19 protein-coding genes and 2 tRNA genes are annotated in these 19,552 nt (G+C 62.4%); 6 read left to right on the top strand and 15 right to left on the bottom strand.

Annotation, left to right across the window (positions count from 1 at the left end; translation table 11 throughout):
* Positions 1–59: 59 nt before the first annotated feature.
* The 5 genes from LDZ21_RS04550 to LDZ21_RS04530 form a co-directional block, all read right to left on the bottom strand.
* Positions 60–518, bottom strand: coding sequence for a response regulator (locus LDZ21_RS04550; protein WP_244794391.1), 459 nt, complete (start codon positions 516–518; stop codon positions 60–62).
* A gap of 731 nt (positions 519–1,249) precedes the next feature.
* Positions 1,250–1,738: a hypothetical protein gene (locus tag LDZ21_RS04545; RefSeq protein ID WP_244794390.1), complete on the bottom strand. Its 489-nt coding sequence runs from the start codon at positions 1,736–1,738 to the stop codon at positions 1,250–1,252.
* 20 nt (positions 1,739–1,758) lie between these two features.
* Complete coding sequence (locus tag LDZ21_RS04540) at positions 1,759–2,739, bottom strand: hypothetical protein (RefSeq protein ID WP_244794389.1); 981 nt, start codon at positions 2,737–2,739, stop codon at positions 1,759–1,761.
* 434 nt (positions 2,740–3,173) lie between these two features.
* Positions 3,174–3,250: transfer RNA gene (locus LDZ21_RS04535), tRNA-Arg, on the bottom strand.
* Between the two features lie 62 nt (positions 3,251–3,312).
* Positions 3,313–4,143 carry an undecaprenyl-diphosphate phosphatase gene (locus tag LDZ21_RS04530; protein ID WP_244794388.1) on the bottom strand — a complete coding sequence of 277 codons (831 nt, stop codon included), beginning with the start codon at positions 4,141–4,143 and terminating at the stop codon, positions 3,313–3,315.
* Positions 4,144–4,669: 526 nt separating this feature from the next.
* Here LDZ21_RS04530 and LDZ21_RS04525 point away from each other — a divergent pair.
* From LDZ21_RS04525 to LDZ21_RS04515, 3 genes are all read left to right on the top strand, one after another.
* Positions 4,670–5,581, top strand: coding sequence for an aldose epimerase family protein (locus LDZ21_RS04525; RefSeq protein ID WP_244794387.1), 912 nt, complete (start codon positions 4,670–4,672; stop codon positions 5,579–5,581).
* 113 nt (positions 5,582–5,694) lie between these two features.
* Entirely contained in the window at positions 5,695–6,417 is a 723-nt protein-coding gene (locus LDZ21_RS04520) for a peptidoglycan DD-metalloendopeptidase family protein (RefSeq protein WP_244794386.1), read from the top strand.
* Positions 6,418–6,463: 46 nt separating this feature from the next.
* Positions 6,464–6,775, top strand: a complete 312-nt coding sequence (locus tag LDZ21_RS04515; protein ID WP_035959843.1) for a hypothetical protein — start codon at positions 6,464–6,466, stop codon at positions 6,773–6,775.
* Between the two features lie 280 nt (positions 6,776–7,055).
* On the opposite strand, the gene LDZ21_RS04510 is transcribed toward LDZ21_RS04515, so the two are convergent.
* Positions 7,056–7,232, bottom strand: coding sequence for a hypothetical protein (locus tag LDZ21_RS04510; RefSeq protein WP_244794385.1), 177 nt, complete (start codon positions 7,230–7,232; stop codon positions 7,056–7,058).
* Positions 7,233–7,304: 72 nt separating this feature from the next.
* Positions 7,305–7,381, bottom strand: a tRNA-Pro gene (locus LDZ21_RS04505).
* Positions 7,382–7,488: 107 nt separating this feature from the next.
* Between LDZ21_RS04505 and LDZ21_RS04500 the strand changes: the two genes are divergently transcribed.
* Together LDZ21_RS04500 and LDZ21_RS04495 are read left to right on the top strand one after the other, a co-directional pair.
* Entirely contained in the window at positions 7,489–7,947 is a 459-nt protein-coding gene (locus LDZ21_RS04500; RefSeq protein ID WP_244794384.1) for a SixA phosphatase family protein, read from the top strand.
* Between the two features lie 117 nt (positions 7,948–8,064).
* The gene (locus LDZ21_RS04495) at positions 8,065–8,856 is read left to right on the top strand and encodes a GNAT family N-acetyltransferase (protein ID WP_244794383.1); all 792 of its coding nucleotides are present in this window, start codon (positions 8,065–8,067) and stop codon (positions 8,854–8,856) included.
* A 21-nt stretch (positions 8,857–8,877) separates the two neighbouring features.
* Here the strand turns inward: LDZ21_RS04495 and ppx are convergent, their stop codons facing one another.
* On the bottom strand, positions 8,878–10,389 hold the full coding sequence (gene ppx, locus LDZ21_RS04490; protein ID WP_035959541.1) for an exopolyphosphatase: 1,512 nt from the start codon (positions 10,387–10,389) through the stop codon (positions 8,878–8,880).
* A 230-nt stretch (positions 10,390–10,619) separates the two neighbouring features.
* Here ppx and ppk1 point away from each other — a divergent pair, with 230 nt between their 5' ends.
* Positions 10,620–12,683, top strand: a complete 2,064-nt coding sequence (ppk1, locus tag LDZ21_RS04485) for a polyphosphate kinase 1 (RefSeq protein ID WP_035959542.1) — start codon at positions 10,620–10,622, stop codon at positions 12,681–12,683.
* Positions 12,684–12,707: 24 nt separating this feature from the next.
* Here ppk1 and phoR read toward each other — a convergent pair whose 3' ends face one another.
* The 7 genes from phoR to pstS form a co-directional block, all read right to left on the bottom strand.
* Positions 12,708–14,021: a phosphate regulon sensor histidine kinase PhoR gene (gene phoR, locus LDZ21_RS04480; RefSeq protein ID WP_244794382.1), complete on the bottom strand. Its 1,314-nt coding sequence runs from the start codon at positions 14,019–14,021 to the stop codon at positions 12,708–12,710.
* A 50-nt stretch (positions 14,022–14,071) separates the two neighbouring features.
* Positions 14,072–14,773, bottom strand: coding sequence for a phosphate regulon transcriptional regulator PhoB (gene phoB / locus LDZ21_RS04475; RefSeq protein WP_244794381.1), 702 nt, complete (start codon positions 14,771–14,773; stop codon positions 14,072–14,074).
* Between the two features lie 39 nt (positions 14,774–14,812).
* A complete protein-coding gene (gene phoU, locus LDZ21_RS04470) occupies positions 14,813–15,517 on the bottom strand; it encodes a phosphate signaling complex protein PhoU (protein ID WP_035959546.1) in 705 nt (234 codons plus the stop codon).
* Between the two features lie 41 nt (positions 15,518–15,558).
* Complete coding sequence (gene pstB, locus LDZ21_RS04465) at positions 15,559–16,434, bottom strand: phosphate ABC transporter ATP-binding protein PstB (RefSeq protein ID WP_244794380.1); 876 nt, start codon at positions 16,432–16,434, stop codon at positions 15,559–15,561.
* A gap of 15 nt (positions 16,435–16,449) precedes the next feature.
* On the bottom strand, positions 16,450–17,283 hold the full coding sequence (gene pstA / locus LDZ21_RS04460; protein ID WP_244794762.1) for a phosphate ABC transporter permease PstA: 834 nt from the start codon (positions 17,281–17,283) through the stop codon (positions 16,450–16,452).
* Positions 17,284–17,333: 50 nt separating this feature from the next.
* Positions 17,334–18,317: a phosphate ABC transporter permease PstC gene (gene pstC, locus LDZ21_RS04455; protein ID WP_035959549.1), complete on the bottom strand. Its 984-nt coding sequence runs from the start codon at positions 18,315–18,317 to the stop codon at positions 17,334–17,336.
* 118 nt (positions 18,318–18,435) lie between these two features.
* Positions 18,436–19,467, bottom strand: coding sequence for a phosphate ABC transporter substrate-binding protein PstS (gene pstS, locus LDZ21_RS04450; RefSeq protein ID WP_035959550.1), 1,032 nt, complete (start codon positions 19,465–19,467; stop codon positions 18,436–18,438).
* Between the last annotated feature and the right edge of the window lie 85 nt (positions 19,468–19,552).

Below are 19,552 nucleotides of genomic sequence, written 5' to 3'. Positions count from 1 at the left end.
TCGTAGTTGGGGGCGGGCCGCTATCGTTGAGATGCGGCCCGTTTTGCTTTGGCGTGGGATTAGCGTGGCGGATGGGTGGTGAAGAAGGCGTCGAGGATATCGGTCATCTGCCATACGGGACAAGGCCGGCGGCAGTGTCCGTCGTAGCCTGCTTCCTTGAGATGCGCGAGCGGTTCCTCGGGCAGAAAGGCGCTCATCGCGATGACGAGGCGCTTCGCGTCATCATCGTGGCGGCTGCGCAGCTCGCGCACGAGCGCATAGTTGCCGCAACCGCCGATGCGCGTATCGACGAACACCGCATGCGGACGCCATTCGCCGATGCTGCGTTTCAGCGATGACACGTCGGGCGCGTATCGCGAAGGGAAGCCCTTCAGATCGAAGAGCGAGACAAGCGATTCGCCGAGCGCGCGCTCGGTGAGCGCGACGACCACGCGACGCGAATCGGGTTCCACGCGCAGCCGCTTGCGGTTCCATAGCGAGCATTGCGCCGGACTGGTTTCGTATGCCCGGTTGTTCAAGATCGCCCTCCTTCGACGGTGCGTCCGGTGCATGGCGCTTTATCGCGATGCATGAGTGCACCGGGTTGGGTCGGGGTGTGCGTGAATCGCGCCCTGCAGGGGCCGATGTGGAAAGTGGTGGCAGGAACTGGGCCAGTGGCGGGAAGGTACCGCGGGTTTGCGCGGCAGGCCCATTGTCGGGAGCAGGATGAAACGCTTGCTGCATGGTCATCGGTTGCTCTCGAGATGAGCAACATGGGCACATGAATGGCAGCGCGTTGCCGGTAGGTAGTCCGGAATTTGAGTGCAGGCAAAGCCGAGTATCAGCGGCGTGTGTGCTTCCGGTCCGGCGATCCAAGCGCTAGTCAGGAAGCCGATCGGCGGCAACTGGGGCGTGTCGGGATGACGAATGCACCGCGATCTGACTGCCGTGCATCGCAATGACAGGACGCCAAGAAGTGAGACCGGCCACGGTTAGATATCGCAACCCTCGATGCGACTGGCCCGCCCACAGGCGAACCAAAAACAACACAGCGCCTTTGTTCGGAGGGCGCGCGCGGCACAGCATTGCGCGCCGCCTACATTGCGTAGGCGGTCACGGGTTGAAGAAGAACAGCTACAGGCCGTCAAACCTGTCCCTGGCACACCACGCGCCGGACTTCACAGAATACGACACGATCTCGTAAGCAGATTTCTACGATGACGTGAAGATTTGTTCTGATCGACTTTCCTCAGCAAAGAGTAATGCCGTGTCAATCGAAGGACTCAGGGGCAATCTTGCCGTCTGTGATGACCAAATGCGCTGTGCTGACTCCGGGCGCGAAAAAACGCCAATCCTCGCCGTCCTGCGGTACATCGGGGATAACTGTGAGACGCAAATCAAACGACAGAGAAAGCAATAAGCCACTCGATTCGTTTACTGTTACAGACTCAACAGTTGGTGCAAAGGCATCTCCGAGTAACAACCGTTGAATGCGCTCAGTGGTCGCGCTCGCCTTCTCATCTCCTCCTCGAAGATCACCCTCTGTTGCAGCAACGCGGCCAGCTTTTTCAAGTCGCCATGCGCATTGGATATGAAGCGCCCACGCGCCGACATATTTCACGGCCCCTCGAAAGTTAGTCACAGGTCGTAGCGCACCGAATCCCAGGGTGAGCATATCGGCAGCATGATTTACGCTGCTCAACTCTAATCCTTGGAGTACCGAGAGTCGCCGCTCGATTTCCTTTCCAGAATCAATCATCAAATTATCCCGTAAGCGCTTTACCAAAGATTAAACATGTCCTTCGCGCGCTCCATGATTTCGTGATAGCCAAGACCCTCGCCCGAAATTTCATCGTGAAGCTGCCGAGATTGACTGGGAGTCAGGCGCAAAATTCTAGCAATGTCATTAGTTTGCTTGTTCTGCGCCTGATTGTTACCGGGCGTACCTTGACTACCTGCAAGCTCTATAACTTCATCACTGAGCGTGTCCGGCTGATACTCGAACGGCTGCGCGTCCCCGAGCAACGAACCGCCTTCGCCACCGTCAGTATCTCCGAAGTTCTTGAGCATCGAATCGCCGCCAACATCGTCGCTTGAACCCGCGCCACCGAGCACGGCCCCGGCTACTGCTTCCGCAGTGCCAAGCCAGTCGAAGCCGCCGCCGCTACCGCTGGCCCCGCCGCTGCTGACCGCGTTAGCAGCAGCTTTGGCCGCAAGCCGACTGGACACGTATGGCGTGTCATCGGCGAAGGCACCGTTCGCATCGAGCGGTGAATACTTGCCATCACGGACCCCGTAGACGGTAGGCTTCGGATCGGGTGCCCGCTTCGGCCAGCTTTGCGGCGCATAATGACGGGCAACCCGCCGACTACCCCGCCACGCACGGTCAATGGCAGGAACAAGTTGACCATCCCGTACCGCATCGCGAAGGATGCGCGTGACGTCGTCCCCATCGACCGGTGCGGACAATCCCGAGATGCACAACTGTTCCCTGATAAAGGCCGCATATGCGCTGAAGTCGCTACAGGCGCGCGCAGCGCGGCGGTCGATGGACACCCGGAACATCCGGTCGAAGTCTTGCCGGCCTTGCTCGATCTGCTCTTCGCGCTCCTTGAGTGCTTTTTGACGCTCCTCATAGGAGAGCTTCCAGCCGCGATCAACGTCCTGCATGTCGCGGATCGGGACAAGGGAGCATTGCCAGTCGCTCGTAAGCGGCATATAAAGCGCGTTGCATGAATATCCCCATTCGGGAAACGACATGTCACCTCCATTCTTAGAAAGGATTACTGATCCTATCGGGAGGCGAATCGACGTTCGTTGATGCGTGTCACTTTGTGACGATTTGCTAACGTGGACTCGTTTGGCGCGAACTTGTGCCGCCCACGCTTCCATTAACGGGCGGCGCTGTTCCAGCAAGTCGGTTCCGAGATAGGCCGCTTCCCACCCATGCGCGAGCGAGCTCGGCAAGGTCGAGGGCGTAGCGTTGGGCGTTTATTGATGACCTTTGGAGGAAGACAAAATGCAACGAGGCGACAGATAGCACACGGTCAGGCGTGCGCAATGCCGAAGGCAAAAGGCGGAGCGCGCCTCATGCAATGCAGTGCGCGTTGCCCGCTACGGGTTACATGGCGCCTACACGAAGCCCCGAAAACAAAAAGCCCAGTCACACGGACTGGGCTAACTGATTGATTCCTTGGCCCGCCCTACACGATTCGAACGTGTGACCTACGGCTTAGAAGGCCGTTGCTCTATCCAACTGAGCTAAGGGCGGGTATCGCGCAGCAGAGAACCCGGGATTTTACCTCATCCGCCCTGCCGCGCGTCTAGCCGTCGTCACACCGCCTGGGCGTGCGTCATGAACCAGCCAAGAAAGAACACACCCGCAATCACGCAATACACGCCGAACGACGCCAGCTTGCCGTGACCTTCGAAGTAGCGCATCAGGAACCGCACGCTCAGATAAGCCGCAATGCCCGTCAGCACGCCGCCCAGCAACGCATCGGACAGTTGCCCCGGCGCGTGAAAGAGCTTCGGCAATTCCAGCACACCCGCCGCGAAAATGATCGGCGTGCCGAGCAAAAACGAAAACTCCGCCGCCGCTTCCGCCGTCAGGCCCGCGCCGACGCCCGCGATCATCGTCAGGCCGCTGCGCGAGAAGCCCGGAATCAGCGCGCCGATCTGCGCCAACCCGACGAGAAACGCCTGCTTGAACGTGAGCTTTTCCGGCGCACGCGATGCACGGTTGCGTTGCAAGCGATCGCCCACCCACAGCAGCACGCCGTTGACGATCAACGCCGCCGAAACGATCCGCAAGTCGTGAAAGATCGTCTCGAGCCGCTTTTCGAGCACGAGGCCCACGATGCCGGTCGGAATCGTGCCGATGATGAGCGCCCACATCATGTGGCCATCGTCGTTGCGGCGACCGCCGAGCGATGCTAACCAGCCGCCGATCAGCGCAATCCAGCGCTTGCGGAAATACCAGAGCAACGCGACCGCCGTGCCGAGATGCAGCGCAACCAGAAATGGCAGCAACTGCGGCGCATGCTTGTCGATATGCATGCCGATCACGCCGGGCACGAGCAACGTATGGCCCAGACTGCTGACCGGAAATAGTTCGGTCACGCCCTGAAGCACACTGAGAAAAACGAGAAACCAGAGAGTCACGCGACGGTCCTTGTCGTGAAGAGGAGAGAGGACGCGCCGCAGCCGCTTCCCGAGTCAAGAGCGTCGAGGAAGGGCTAAAGAAATGGTGCAGCGCGCAAGCCGGACCCGATTATGCCTAGGGGCAAATGGACCGCCAAGCGCTATGCGCACACAAGAAGACGCCGACAGCAAACCGTCGGCGAAAGAGAAAATACCTGCAAGCCAATACAAAGGAAAACGAAAGAATCGCAGTGACTCGCGATCTGAATCAGCCCTTGAGCTTATAGAGGAAGACTGCCGTGCTCGCGCCGAAGAGGCCGAACATCGCAACGCCCATCGCCATCGCCAGATCCATAACGACTCCTGTCCGTCTGATTCCCAACATTCGGAGGATATAACAACACATTGCATTTCCCTTTGAAAGTCGCAATTTCCCGCAGAGGGTTTCTCCGCATGAAAAAGCGAGGCAGAATCGGCGGATCCCGTAACCAGTCGCCGGCTCAATCCTCAAGCCGCGCGCCGCCCTTCGACGGAGTGCGTTGCCACCATGTCATCCGAGAAAGACATCATCGAAATCGAGCGCGACGGCGCCGTCATCCAGCTCGCGCCCCACGCGGGCGGCCGGCTCATGACCTGGCGCGTCGGCGGCGAACCGGTCATCCACTGGCCCGATCCGCTCGATGACGCCGCCTGGTCGAACGCAGCCAAAATCCGCGGCGGCAATCCGTTACTGTTTCCCTTCCTCGGGCGGCATTTCGTCGATGGCGAAATCGGCAAATGGCGCGATGCGGACGGCGTCGTCCATTCGCTGCCGACGCATGGCTTCGCGCGCAACCTGCCCTTCTCCGCCACACGCGATGCCGACGGACACGGCTTGCGCATGACGCTCGTCGACAGCGACGCGACCCGCGAAGGCTATCCGTTCGCGTTTCGCTTCGAAGCGGCGTACCGCCTCGTCGATGCGACCACGCTCGAAGTCGAACTCACCACGTCGAATCCCGGCGAAGTCGCGTTGCCGTACTACACGGGACATCACTTCTACTTTCATCTGCCGCACGCCCAGCGCGGCGATAGCAGCGTGGAGCTGCCGCGCACCGAACGGCGGCGGCAACGGGCGGATGGTTCGATCACCGAAGCCGAACCGGGCGCGCCGCGATACGCACTGAGCGACGACAGCATCATCGATTGTTTTCATTGCCTCACAGGACCCTCCGACGAACCGGTGCGGCTCGTGACGCCCGGCCTCAAACGCGTCGTCAGCTTCGAACTGCATCAGCCGGATTCGGTGCCGTGGCATGCCGTCACCACGTGGACCGAGTCCCGCACGGCGGACTTCTATTGCGTCGAACCTTGGACCGGCCTGCCCGACGCCATCCATAACGGGCGCGGGTTGCGCTGGCTTGCGCCTGGCAAGACGGAGACCGCGTTGCTGAGGCTCGTCGTCACCCCGACGGCGTAACGCGCACGCGAAGCCATGCCGGCGTTCTGTCGGACGAAACTCGAAACGGTAGAATCCTGCGTTTCGATCCGCCGGGCCAACGGTTGTCCGGCGGCGCTTTGCGAGGTCAGGTTTTGCGTAAAAGAAGTCGACTGTTCGTCTGCGCGTTGCTCACCGCCGCGCTCACCGCCTGCGGCTCCGGACCGGTCGCGCCGGGGTTCTACCGCGTGCAGCGGGGCGATACGCTGCTCAAGATCGCGCGTGACAATCGCACGTCGGTCAAGAACATCACGCGCTGGAACGGGCTCGCGAATCCGGATGCAATCGAAGTCGGGCAAGTGCTGCGCATCGAGCCGCCCGCCGGCAGCGCCGCAGCAGCGGGCCGTTCCAGCGGTTCGATCGGTGCCGGCGGTTCCAGCGGCGCCAGCGGTTCGAGCGCGGCCAGGAGCGACGCCGCAGCCGACGCGCGCGCATCCAGCACACCCGCTCCCGCCATGGCGATGTCCTGGCCCGCGCAAGGCACGGTGATTCGCGGCTTCGACGGCAAGAACTCGAAGGGGATCGACATCGCGAATGCGGCGGGCACGCCGGTCGTCGCGGCGGCGGCGGGCAATGTCGTCTATGCGGGCAACGGCTTGCGCGGCTATGGGAACATGTTGATCGTGAAGCACAACGACGACTATCTGACCGCCTACGCCCACAACAAGACGCTGCTGGTCAAGGAAGGCCAGACCGTGCAGAAGGGACAGCAGATCGCCGAAATGGGCGACACGGACAGCGATCGCACGATGCTGCATTTCGAAGTGCGCTACATGGGCCGTTCGACGGACCCGTCGCGCTATCTGCCGCCGCGCTGAACATGTGACGGCGTTCTGAGGAAGAGGAATGAGATTGGCGAAGAAGATGAACACAGCCGCGATGTTCGCGGTATTGGCCGCTGCCGCCTCGATCGCGACGCTGGGCGGCTGCGCCCACAACGCGACGATGACTTACCTGCCCTCGGGTGATACCGGCTTCGCCATCAACTGCAGCGGCGGCGACGCCAGCACGAGCTGGGCGGCCTGCTACAAGCAGGCGGGCGAAGTATGCGGCGCGTACGGCTACGACGTGATCTCGAAGGACGCCGACAGCGGCGCGACTGCGGGCGGATCGGTGGCGGGCATCTTCGGTGCGAACATCAAGAATCGTTCGATGGTGATTCGCTGCAAGCAGTGACGCCTGAACGCTCATGCCTCCGACGGCTCGCCGTCGCGGCGCCTGCCCGCCCGCGTTCGCCAGCGCCCCGACAACGGATCGATATGCGCGGCGAACGCAACGAGCGAAGCGAGCGCGACAGGGGCCACGGCAGCAAAAACCCACAGCAAATTCATGACGGCACCGATTTGCAACAAGGTGTCCGATATTAGCCGCGTGGCAAATATTTCGCTTGTGCGACAGCTAGAGGCTTTCGTCAAGTAGCGATGACCGATTCGGTCATCGCGGCGCCACGTTTTCGTTACTTCGGCTGCGATGGCGCGGCCTGCATCGACGGCGGACGCGTGTCGGTCGGCACGCCGTGATAATCGGGCGGATCCTGCGGCGGATGCTTGCGGTGATCGGAAGAATCGGCGCACGCGGAGAGCGTGAGCGCAGCGAGAGCGGTGACGGCGAGGGACAGGACGTAACGCGGCATGAGGCCTCTTGGCGAGTGTCGAAAAGACAAAAGGGTTACAAGCCGTGACTTGTAACCCCTTCGTTTGTTTCGTGGTCGGAGCGAAAGGATTCGAACCTTCGACCCTCTGATCCCAAATCAGATGCGCTACCAGGCTGCGCTACGCTCCGACAAGCCGCGTATTGTAGCGTCGATGATTGATAACCGCAATGCGGCCCTGGCGCGTATCGTTCTATGCAAGGTCGAAGGCACAAGACCCCTCTCACGGAGACGATCGATGAACCTCATTCTGTGGCGTCACGCCGAAGCCGAAGATCAGGCGTCGAGCGACCTCGCGCGCCAACTGACGCCGCGCGGGCGCAAGCAGGCGCAAGGCATCGCGAAGTGGCTGAAGGCGCGTATCGACGATGACGCGCTCTTCCTCGCGAGTCCCGCGACGCGCACCATCCAGACCGTCGAGGCGTTCGGCGACCGCTATCGCGTCGTCGACGACCTCGCGCCAGGCAAGTCCGCCCAGCACGCGCTCGATGCCGCAGGGTGGCCGGAGGGCGCCGCCGGGACGGTCGTGATCGTCGGCCATCAGCCCACGCTCGGGCGCGTCGCCGCGCTGCTCATGACCGGGCACGAAGCGGAATGGCCGATCAAGAAGACGGGCATCTGGTGGTTCCAGGGGCGCACGCGCGGCGGTGACGGCCAGATCGTGCTGCGCGCGGTGATGAATCCGGACATGCTGTAGCGGGACCACGTGGCGCGTGTGTCGTTTCATCGAAACGTCATTGCGAAGCCATGCGAGCGTCACCCGGCGTTACTACATTGGCGGGGACTACAAGCCACGTCCTGCCGAGGAACGCCCATGCAAGATCTGCCGACGCCCGTCCATTCGCGCCGTCACCTTCCGCGCACCGCGGAAACCGTCACCAGCCAGCACCGTCTGCAAGTCGCGTGGGCGCGTTCCGACGACGCGCTGCGCGAAGCCCAGCGACTGCGCTATCGCGTGTTCTCGGATGAAATGGGCGCGCGTCTGTCCGGCCGCGCCGGTCTCGATGTCGACGAATTCGACGCCTACTGCGATCACCTGCTCGTGCGCGATCTCGACACGCTGAAAGTGGTCGGCACGTATCGCGTGCTGCCGCCGCATCAGGCCGCGCGCATCGGACGGCTGTACGCGGAAAGCGAATTCGATGTCTCGCGCCTTACGCATCTTCGTCCGAAACTCGTCGAAGTGGGACGCTCGTGCGTGCACGCCGACTATCGCAGCGGCGCGGTCATCATGTCGCTATGGGGCGGGCTCGCCGCCTACATGATGCAAAACGGCTACGAGACGATGCTCGGATGCGCGAGCGTCGGCATGAACGACGGCGGTCATTACGCGGCGAATCTGTATCACTCGTTATCCGCCGATGCGCTCGCCGCGCCGGAATACCGCGCCTTCCCGCACACGCCGCTGCCGGTGGACGACCTGCAAACGGGCGTGGCCGTCAACGCGCCGCCGCTCGTCAAAGGCTATCTGCGCCTTGGCGCGAAGATTTGCGGCGCGCCCGCGTGGGACCCCGATTTCAACACGGCGGACTTTCTGACGCTGTTCCGCCTGTCCGACATCAACGCGCGTTACGCGCGGCATTTCATCGGCGATACCGCGCGCTGAAAGCCGCAACCGCTCAACCGCTCATTCGCCCGTATAGACCACGCGATACGGGCGTCCGATCTTCTCCCATTCCATCGCTTCCTGGACGAGGCTGTAATCGGTGAGCGGGTTGTTGGTCACCCACTGGCTCGGCAGACGCACTTCGAAGCCGCCCGCCGCCGCCCTCACTTCGATGCCGGGCAGCCCCACGTCCGTCCGGCGCCGAGACAGCAATGCCGCAAGGCGCAGGCAAAAGAGCAGCGTCCAGTCGACGTCTCTCGCCTGCGCGAGCTTGCCGAGCTTGCCCGCGTGGCCGAGCACGAGCGCCGCGAGCCGCGCCTGATCCGTGCGCGAGAAGCCGGGCATGTCCGCGTTGCTCGCGATGTAGGCCGAATGCTTGTGATACGCGCTATGCGCAATCGACAAGCCGATCTCGTGCAGCGACGCCGCCCACGCGAGAAACATGCGATTTTCCTGGCGACGCTCGGCGTCCGGTTCGCCGAGCTGATCGTAGAAGCTGATCGCGAGATCGCCGATGCGATCGGCCTGCGCGGCATCGACGCCATACCGGCGCTTGAACCCTTCCACCGTCACCGTGCGCATGTCCTGATGCTGCGAACGGCCGAGCAGATCGTAGAGCACGCCGAGACGCAAGGCGCCGTCGGTGGTATCGACGTAATCGATGCCCAGTTCCTCGAACACGCCCAGCATGATCGACAACCCACCCGCCAGCACCGGAATGCGGTCGGGCTTCAGCGCGACGAGCTTCAGGCGATTGACGTTCTCCGCCTTGATCAGCGCGCGTTTCAACCGTTCGAGGCCGCCGCGTGAAATGCCGTGCGTGTATTGCGCATCGTTGAAGCCGTTTGCTTCGACCAGTTCGGCGAGCGCGCGCGCCGTGCCGGACGAACCGATCGCCTGATCCCAGCCGGTCTGCTTGTATTCGCGCGAGATGATCTGGATCTCGCGCTTGGCGGCGAGTTCGGCCTGACGCATCGTGAATTCGTCGACGTTGCCGGCCGGGAAAAACTGGCGGCTGTGGCTCACGCACCCGATATACAGGCTTTCCATGTGGATCGGCGTGTAATGCGAGCCGATGATGAATTCCGTCGATCCCCCGCCGATATCCACCACGAGCCGCTTGCCCGCGCTCGCCGGCACCGAATGCGCCGCGCCCGCATAGATGAGGCGCGCCTCCTCGCGGCCCGCGATCACTTCGATCGGAAACCCGAGCGCGTTCTCGGCTTCGAGGAGAAAGTCGTGCGCGTTCTTCGCGACCCGCAGCGTGTTCGTGGCGACCGCGCGCACCTGATCCGGATGGAAGTCGCGCAGACGCTCGCCGAAGCGCTTGAGCGCCTCCCAGCCGCGCAATTGCGACGCACGGTCGAGCATCTTGTCGCGCGACAATCCCGCCGCGAGCCGCACGGGTTCCCGCAATGCGTCGACCTGATAGATCTGGCTGCCCGCGGGCGTTTCCTCGACGCGTCCGACGATCAGCCGGAAGCTGTTCGATCCGAGGTCGACGGCGGCGAGGAGATGAGGATGAGTGACCATCGGAGATCCGGGAATCGTGAATTAAGGAACGCAGCGGCACGGCCGCGGCGCACGAATTCTATTCCATGCCGCGCGAGGAACGGATCGGGGACGCGCGCCTCGCGCTAGCGACGCTATCCGCAATGTGAGTAGAATTTGTGACAATCGTTCTGTCACAAAAAAGCCATCTTACTGTGAGATTATCTGAGCGTTCTTGTGCCCATCCAATCGAGACTTCTTCCTCACAGCCGATGTCCATACGCTATCCGCTGTTTAACCGTGAACTCGGCATTCTAGGTTTCAACGAGCGGGTACTCGCGCAAGCGGCCGATACTTCGGTGCCCTTGCTGGAACGCCTGCGCTTTCTTTGCATCACCAGCAGCAATCTCGACGAATTTTTCGAAGTCCGCATGGCCGGGCTTCAGGAACAGATGCGCGACAACCCCGGCTCGCTTTCGCCGGACGGCATGTCGCTGCAGCACGTCTACGACCTCGTGTCCGAACGCGCGCAACGCCTCGTGCATCAACAATACGCGATGCTGCACGACATCGTGCTGCCCGCGCTCGAAATGGAAGGCATCTATTTTCATGGCGTCGAAAGCTGGAGCGAGCAGCAGACCGAGTGGGCGCGCGAGTATTTCCTGAACGAAGTGCTGCCGGTGCTGACGCCGATCGGCCTCGATCCCGCACATCCGTTCCCGCGCGTGCTGAACAAGAGCCTGAACTTCGTCGTCGAACTGGAAGGCACGGACGCCTTCGGCCGCCAGGCGATGATGGGCATCGTGCAGGCGCCGCGCGCACTGCCGCGCCTCGTCCGCATGCCGGAGGCGCTGTCGGGTTATCCGCATGGCTTCGTGCTGCTCAGTTCGTTCATGCAGCGCTTCGTCAGCGAACTGTTCCCGCACCTCGTCGTGCGCAGTTGCAATCAGTTTCGCATCACGCGCAACAGCGAGCTTTTCGTCGATGAAGACGAAATCACCAATCTGCGCGTCGCGCTGCAGGGCGAATTGCCGGCGCGGCATCTCGGCAATGCGGTGCGGCTCGAAGTATCGGCCGAGACGCCGCCGCATCTGATTCGCCGCCTGCTCGATGAAAGCCAGCTGAACGCGCGTGATTGTTATCGCGTGAGCGGCCCGGTCAATCTCGTGCGGCTCATGCAGTTGCCCGAAATGGTGGACCGTCCGGACCTCAAGTTCGTGCCGCACATTCCATCGGTGCCGAAGACGATCGCCAATGCCACGCATCTCTTCGATGTCATCGATCAGGGCGATATCCTGCTGCATCATCCGTACGAAAGCTTTCAGCCGGTGCTCGAACTGCTGCTGCAGGCGGCCAAAGATCCGCAAGTTGTCGCGATCAAGCAGACCATCTATCGCACCGGCACCGATTCGCCGCTGATGGACGCGCTCATGCAGGCCGCGCGCAACGGCAAGGAAGTGACGGTGGTCGTCGAACTGCTCGCGCGCTTCGACGAAGAGACGAACATCAACTGGGCGTCGCAACTGGAAGCGGTGGGCGCGCATGTCGTGTATGGCGTCGTGGGCCACAAGTGCCACGCGAAGATGATGCTCATCGTGCGGCGCGTCTCGCAGAACGGCAAGACCGTGCTCAAGCGTTACGCGCATCTCGGCACGGGCAATTATCATCCGCGCACGGCGCGTCTTTATACCGACTTCGGCCTGATGACCGCCGATCAGCAATTGTGCGAGGACGTGCATCACGTCTTTCAACAGCTCACCGGCATCGGCGGCGAACTTACGCTGAATCAGTTGTGGCAGTCGCCGTTCACGCTGCACGCGAAGCTCATCGACGCGATCCGCGCCGAAGCCGAGCACGCCCGTGCGGGCCGCCGCGCGCGCATCGTCGCGAAGATGAACGCGCTGCTGGAGCCGACCGTCATCGCCGCGCTTTACGAGGCGTCGCACGCGGGCGTGAAGATCGACCTGATCGTGCGCGGCGTGTGTTCGCTGAAGCCGGGCGTCGAGGATCTGTCGGAGAACATCACGGTCAGGTCGATCGTCGGGCGCTTTCTCGAGCACCATCGCATCTTCTATTTCTACGCGAATGGCAAGGAAGACGTGTATCTGTCGAGCGCCGACTGGATGGACCGCAACTTCTTCCGTCGCGTGGAAGTCGCATTCCCGATTCACGACCGGCGCCTCAAGCGCCGTGTGATCGCCGAAGGATTGTCCGTGTGTCTCGGCGACAATCAGTCGGCCTGGGTCATGCAAAGCGATGGACACTATCGCAAGCGCCGTTCGGGCAAGGCCATTCGCAATGCGCAGCTGGGCCTGCTCGCGAAGTTCTGCTCGTAACGTCTATCGAAGCGATGAAGCGGCTCACGCGGCCAGCGATTTCCTCAACGCCGTGCGCGACGCGGGAAAGCGCACGATGAACGTGCTGCCCCGCCCCACTTCGCTCTTCACATCCAGCTCGGCGTGATGCCGTTGCAGCACGTGCTTGACGATGGCGAGACCCAGTCCCGTGCCGCCGGTGTCGCGCGAACGGCTGCGGTCGATGCGATAGAAACGCTCCGTTAGCCGCGGAATATGTTCGGCGGCGATCCCCGGCCCGCTGTCGCGCACGATGAAGATCGCGCGATCGTTCTCGCGCTGCCAGGTCACATCGATTGCGCCGCCCTCGGGCGTATAACGCACGGCGTTCGTCACCAGATTGCCGAGCGCGCTCACCACTTCCGTTTCCGCACCCGCGACCGTCACGGCGTCGTCCACATGAAAGGCGATGCGATGCCGCCCGCCCGACAGGTTGTTCGCATCGTTCTCCAGATGACGGAGCACGGCGCGCATGTCGAGCAGATCATCGCTCGGGGGACGGATATCGCCTTCGAGATTCGCCAGCACGAGCAGGTCACGCACGATGTTCTGCATGCGCGTCGCCTGTTGATCCATCATGTCGAGATAGCGCCGGCGGTCGGCTTCGTCGAGCGGCAGGTCGCGCAGGGTTTCCAGAAATCCCGATAGCACCGTCAGCGGCGTCTTCAGTTCGTGCGATACGTTCGCGACGAAATCGCGGCGCATGGAGTCGGTGCGTTCGAGTTCGGTGATGTCCTGCGTGAGAATCAGCTTGCGATGTTCGCCATAAGGAAACACCTGCACGGAGATGGTCCGCTGCCGGTTCTCGCCCATCCCGCGCATGATCAGCATCTGCTCGTAATGATGCGAATTCAGGTAGCGGATGAAGTCCGGCTGACGCACGAGATGCGTAATGTGCTGCCGCAGGTCGCGCTTCGCATCGAGCCCGAAGTGCGTCTCGGCGATGGCGTTGCACCACTCGATCTGATCGTGATCGTCGAGCATCGCGACGCCGTTGGGCGATGCCTGTATCGCCTGGATAAAGCGTGAATGCTGCTGTTCCACCTGGCGCACTTGCGCGTGCCAGCGCTTCGCGAGCTTGTGCAGGCGGTAGTAGATTTCGCCCCAGATGCCGAGCGCGCTGGGCACTTCGCCATAGACCGGCGCTTCCAGCAGGCGCCATAAGCGCTGTGTGTGAAACGTGCTGAAGAAGGTCTGCACGACGAGCATGAACACCGCGAAACCGAGCGCGACGGGCACGCCGGCGAACGCGCCGATCGCCGCGCTGAGCGCGGCGAGCAGGACGAGGGACACGATGGAACGCGTCCAGATGATGTTCATGTTGTCGATCGATCAGATGAGCGCGATTGCACGCCACGCATGCGCGGGCGTCACGCGCCCTTCGCCAGCCGATAACCGCTGCCGCGCACCGTTTCGATCATAGCATCGCAACCGGCGGGCTTGAGCGCGGCGCGCAGGCGCTTGATATGGACATCGACCGTTCGTTCTTCGACGAACACATGATCGCCCCAGACCTGATCGAGCAGTTGCGTGCGGCTGTGCACGCGCTCCGGATGCGTCATGAAGAAATGCAGCAGGCGGAACTCGGTCGGGCCGAGATCGAGCTTGATGTCGTTGCCCGAATGACTCGCAGCCACGCGATGCGTCGCCGGATCGAGGCGCAGGCCGTTGATCGCCACGACGTCCTCGGTCAGCTGCGGCGCGCGCCGGCGCAACACCGCCTTGATGCGCGCCATCAGTTCCTTCGGCGAGAAGGGCTTGGTGACGTAGTCGTCCGCGCCGATTTCGAGGCCGAGCACCTTGTCCTGCTCATCGCCGCGCGCGGTCAGCATGATGATCGGAATATGCTTCGTGCGCTCGTGATTGCGCAGCTCGCGCGCGAAAGTGACGCCCGACTTGCCCGGCAGCATCCAGTCGAGCAGCACGAGATCGGGCAGCACGTCGCTAATGAGGTTCTGCGCCTGCTCCGCGTTGTACGCGCGAATCGGGCAATGACCCGCATGTTGCAGGTTCACCGCAATGAGTTCGGAGATCGCGGGTTCGTCTTCGACGACGAGGATACTGCTGGGCATCGGCACCTCTTTGACCTTTTGCTTGAAGTGAAAGGAGGGTTAGCTGAGCGCTTCGCGTTCGAGCTGGTCGCGCGAGATATGGCGCACGTCGGTCCCCTTCACGATGTAGATGATGAACTCCGCGATGTTCTTCGCGTGATCGCCGATGCGCTCCACCGCCTTCGCGATGAACAGGTAATCGAGGCCCGCCGAAATGGTGCGCGGGTCTTCCATCATGTACGTGACGAGCTTGCGCACGAAGGCGCGGAATTCTTCGTCGATGGCTTTGTCGTCGCGCACGATCTGGGCGGCGGCAACGGTATCCAGACGCGCGAAGGCATCGAGCGCGCGGCGCAGAATCGACACCGCCATTTCGCCCGACAGCTTGATTTCCGCGATGTTCACGGTGCGTCCCGCGCCGTCTTCGTTGATGCGCTTTACGCGCTTCGCGATCTTTTCGGCTTCGTCGCCGGCGCGTTCGAGATTCGTGATGGTCTTCGAGATCGCCATCAGAAGACGCAGGTCGCGTGCGGCCGGCTGGCGGCGCGCGATGATGTTGCTGCACTCCTCGTCGATCTCGACTTCCATCATGTTCAGACGCGCTTCGGCGCCGATCACCTGGTCGGCAACCTCGATATCGAACTCGTTCAGCGCGTGCATCGCGGAGACGATTTGCGACTCCACGAGACCGCCCATTGCCAGCACTTTCGACGACACCGCGTTGAGATCGGCGTCGAACTGACTCGACAGATGTTTATCGGACATATTCTGCTCCTGTTCCTTTCGTGCGATTGGCTGCGCGCGCTTCAGCCGAACCGGCCCGTGATGTAGTCTTCCGTCTCCTTGCGGGCGGGCTTGATGAAGATCTTCTCGGTATCGCCGAATTCGATCAATTCACCAAGATACATATAAGCAGTGTAGTCCGAGCAGCGCGCCGCCTGCTGCATGTTGTGAGTGACGATCACCACGGTGTAGTCGTTCTTCAGCTCCGCAATCAGTTCTTCGATGCGGCCCGTCGAGATCGGGTCGAGCGCGGAGCAAGGTTCATCGAGCAACAGCACTTCCGGGCGGATCGCGATGCCGCGCGCGATGCACAGGCGCTGCTGCTGGCCGCCCGACAGACCGTAGCCGCTTTGCTGCAGCTTGTCCTTTACTTCGGTCCAGAGCGCCGCCTTCGTCAGCGCCCATTCGACGCGGTCGTCCATCTCCGAGCGGGACAGCTGCTCGAACATCTTCACGCCGAACGCGATGTTGTCGTAGATGGACATCGGAAACGGCGTCGGCTTCTGAAACACCATGCCGATGCGCGCGCGCAGCAACGAGATGTCGCGCGTCGTCTCGAGCAGGTTCGCGCCGTCCATCAGGATTTCGCCTTCCGCGCGCTGCTCGGGATAGAGCGCGTACATCTTGTTGAACGTGCGCAGAAGCGTGGACTTGCCGCATCCTGACGGACCGATGAACGCCGTCACCTTCTTCTCGGGAATGCGCAGGTTGATGTTCTTCAGCGCGTGATACTTGTTGTAGAAGAAGTTGAGGTTGTTGACCTCGATCTTCGGCTTGATGGAATCGGCCGGCTGCGAGGCGTGCGTCGGGCGCACGCTGCCGGGCACCGGACCGTGTTCGATGCTCGCGTTGCCGGCCTTCGATTCGAGGTGGTTGACACCACTTTCGACCAGATTCATGGAATCACTCCGCCCTTATTTCTTCGTGAAGATCGCACGCGCCAGGATATTCAGACCCAGCACGCCGAGCGTAATCAAGAACACACCGGCCCACGCGAGCACTTGCCATTGCGGGAACGGGCTCATCGCGAACTTGTAGATCGTCACCGGCAGGTTGGCCACCGGCTGATTCATGTCCAGCGAGAAAAACTGGTTCGACAGCGCCGTGAAGAGGAGCGGCGCGGTTTCCCCGGCGATGCGCGCAACCGCGAGCAGCACACCGGTGACGATGCCGCCCACCGACGCTTTCAGCGTGATCGACATCACCATCTTCCACTTCGGCGTGCCGAGCGCGAACGCCGCTTCGCGCAGCGCGTTCGGCACGAGCTTCAGCATGTTCTCCGTGGTGCGGATGACGATCGGAATCTGCAGCAGCGCGAGCGCGATCACGCCCGCCCAGCCGGAGAAACGCCCCATCTTCGCGACGACGAGCGCATACACGAACAAGCCGACGACGATCGACGGTGCGGACAGCAGGATGTCGTTGATAAAGCGCGTGATGTTCGCGAGCCAGCGCTTCTGCCCGTATTCCGCGAGATAGACGCCCGCAAGAATGCCGAGCGGCGTGCCGACGCACGTCGCGAGCACGACGAGCATCAGGCTGCCGATGATCGCGTTCGCGAGACCGCCGCCATCGGTGTTCGGCGGGGGCGTCGATTGCGTGAACAGTTCCATCGACAAGCCGGAAACGCCGAGCTTCAGCGTCGTGAAGAGAATCCACACGAGCCAGAGCAGGCCGAAGGCCATCGCCGCGAGCGACAGCGTCAGCGCGATCGCATTGGTGCCGCGGCGGCGGCGCTGCAGCTTCATGCGCGTCGCTTGCACGCGGTCGTGGTCCTGATCGAACGTGGCGGGACGGTTCACTTGACACCCTCCCCGCGTTCCATGCGCAAGAGCATCAGTTTGGAGAGCGCGAGCACGAAGAACGTGATGACGAAGAGAATCAGGCCAAGCTCCATCAACGCCGATGTATGCAGGCCGGGACTCGCTTCCGCGAACTCGTTGGCGAGCGCGGACGTGATGCTGTTGCCCGGCGAAAACAGCGACACGTTATCGAGCAGATTCGTATTGCCGATCACGAAGGTCACGGCCATCGTCTCGCCGAGCGCGCGGCCGAGGCCGAGCATGACGCCGCCGATCACCCCGGCGCGCGTGTACGGCAACACGATCTTCCACATCACTTCCCAGGTCGTGCAGCCGATGCCGTATGCCGATTCCTTCAGCAGCACGGGCGTGACTTCGAACACGTCGCGCATCACCGACGCGATGTAGGGGATGATCATGATCGCGAGAATGACGCCCGCGCACAGAATGCCGATACCGATCGGCGGCCCCTGAAACAGCGCGCCGATCACGGGCACGCCGCCAAGCACGGCGCCGAGCGGCTTCTCGAAGTACTTCGCGAAGATCGGCGCGAACACGAGCAGGCCCCACATGCCGTAGACGATCGACGGAATCGCCGCGAGCAGTTCGATCGCGACGCCGAGCGGACGGCGCAGCCACGCGGGCGACAGTTCCGTCAGAAAGAGCGCGATGCCGAAGCTCACCGGCACCGCGATGATGAGCGCGATGATCGACGTCGCGAGCGTGCCGTAGATCGGCACGAGCGCGCCGAAGCTGTCGCTGGGTGGATCCCAGTCCGCGCGCCACAGAAAGCTGAGCCCGAATTTTTCGATGGTCGGCATCGACGCGACGAGCAGCGAAACGATGATGCCGCCGAGCAGAAGCAGCGTCACCACCGCCGCGAGCCGCGTGATGCCGCCGAAGATGATGTCGCCGATACGGCCGGGGGCGCGCTGCGCGTGCGCCGCCGGAGGTGCCGACGCGAGGTTGGTGTCCGACATGGGAGCCTTGGTTACGCTGCGTGTCAGACCGCGCGGCGGCTTCTGGCGCGCCGCGCGGCTTGTTGTTGCTGCTGTCCCGCCAGTGCAGCTTAGGACAGTTTCAAACTGCGCGTACTGCTTACTCCGCGACCGGCTTGCCCGACGCGTCCTTCACCTTCGCCTTCCATTGCGAGCGGATTTCCGCCACGACCGATTCCGGCAGCGAGATGTAGTCCAGATCGTTCGCCGCCTGACCGCCGTTCTTGAACGCCCAGTCGAAGAACTTCAGCGTCTCCGCGCCCTGCGCCGCCTTGTCCTGCGTCGAATGCAACAGCACGAAGGTCGCGCCGACGATAGGCCATGCGTCCTTGCCCTGTTCGTTCGTCAGGATCTGGTAGAACGACTTCGACCAGTCCGCGCCCGCAGCCGCTGCCTTGAACGTCTTCGTTTCCGGCTCGACGACCGTGCCCGCCGAGTTCTTCATCCCGACGTAGGTCATCTTGTTCTGCTTCGCGTACGCCCATTCGACGTAGCCGATCGCGCCCGGCAGACGCTGCACGAAAGCCGCGACGCCGTCGTTGCCCTTGCCGCCCGTACCGGTCGGCCAGTTGACCGTCGAACCCTCGCCGACCTTCGACTTCCACTCGGTGTTGACCTTCGACAGATAGTTCGTCCAGATGAAGCTCGTGCCCGAGCCGTCCGCGCGGCGCACGACAGCGATGTCCGTATCCGGCAGCTTGACCTTCGGGTTCAGCGCGGCGATCGCCGGGTCGTTCCACTTCTTGATCTTGCCGAGATAGATGTCGCCGAGCACTTCACCCGACAGAATCACTTCGCCCGCCTTCACGCCGGGGACGTTGATCACCGGCACGACGCCGCCGACCACCGTCGGAAACTGGAAGAGGCCGTCCTTTGCAAGCTGGTCGTCCTTCAGCGGCGCGTCCGAGCCCGCGAAATCGACGGTCTTTGCGACGATCTGCTTGATGCCGCCCGAAGAACCGATGCCCTGGTAGTTGACCTTGCCGCCGCCGCTTTTCTGATATGCGTCTGCCCACTTGGTGTAGATCGGAGCTGCGAAGGTACTGCCCGCGCCGGTGATATCGGCCGCTTGCGCAGAGATGGCGAACATTGCGCCAATCACGGCAGCCAGCGCGGTGTGCATCAATTTCATGAGACCTCCAGAGTTGTGAGCGTGTGTACGTCACGGCGAAATATAGGCGGAGTCTGTGACAGTAATATGACGTTTGGTGATGCTT

It is taken from the genome of Caballeronia grimmiae (genome assembly GCF_022879615.1).
Taxonomy (GTDB): domain Bacteria; phylum Pseudomonadota; class Gammaproteobacteria; order Burkholderiales; family Burkholderiaceae; genus Caballeronia; species Caballeronia grimmiae.
This window is presented reverse-complemented; position numbering and strand designations above follow the sequence as displayed.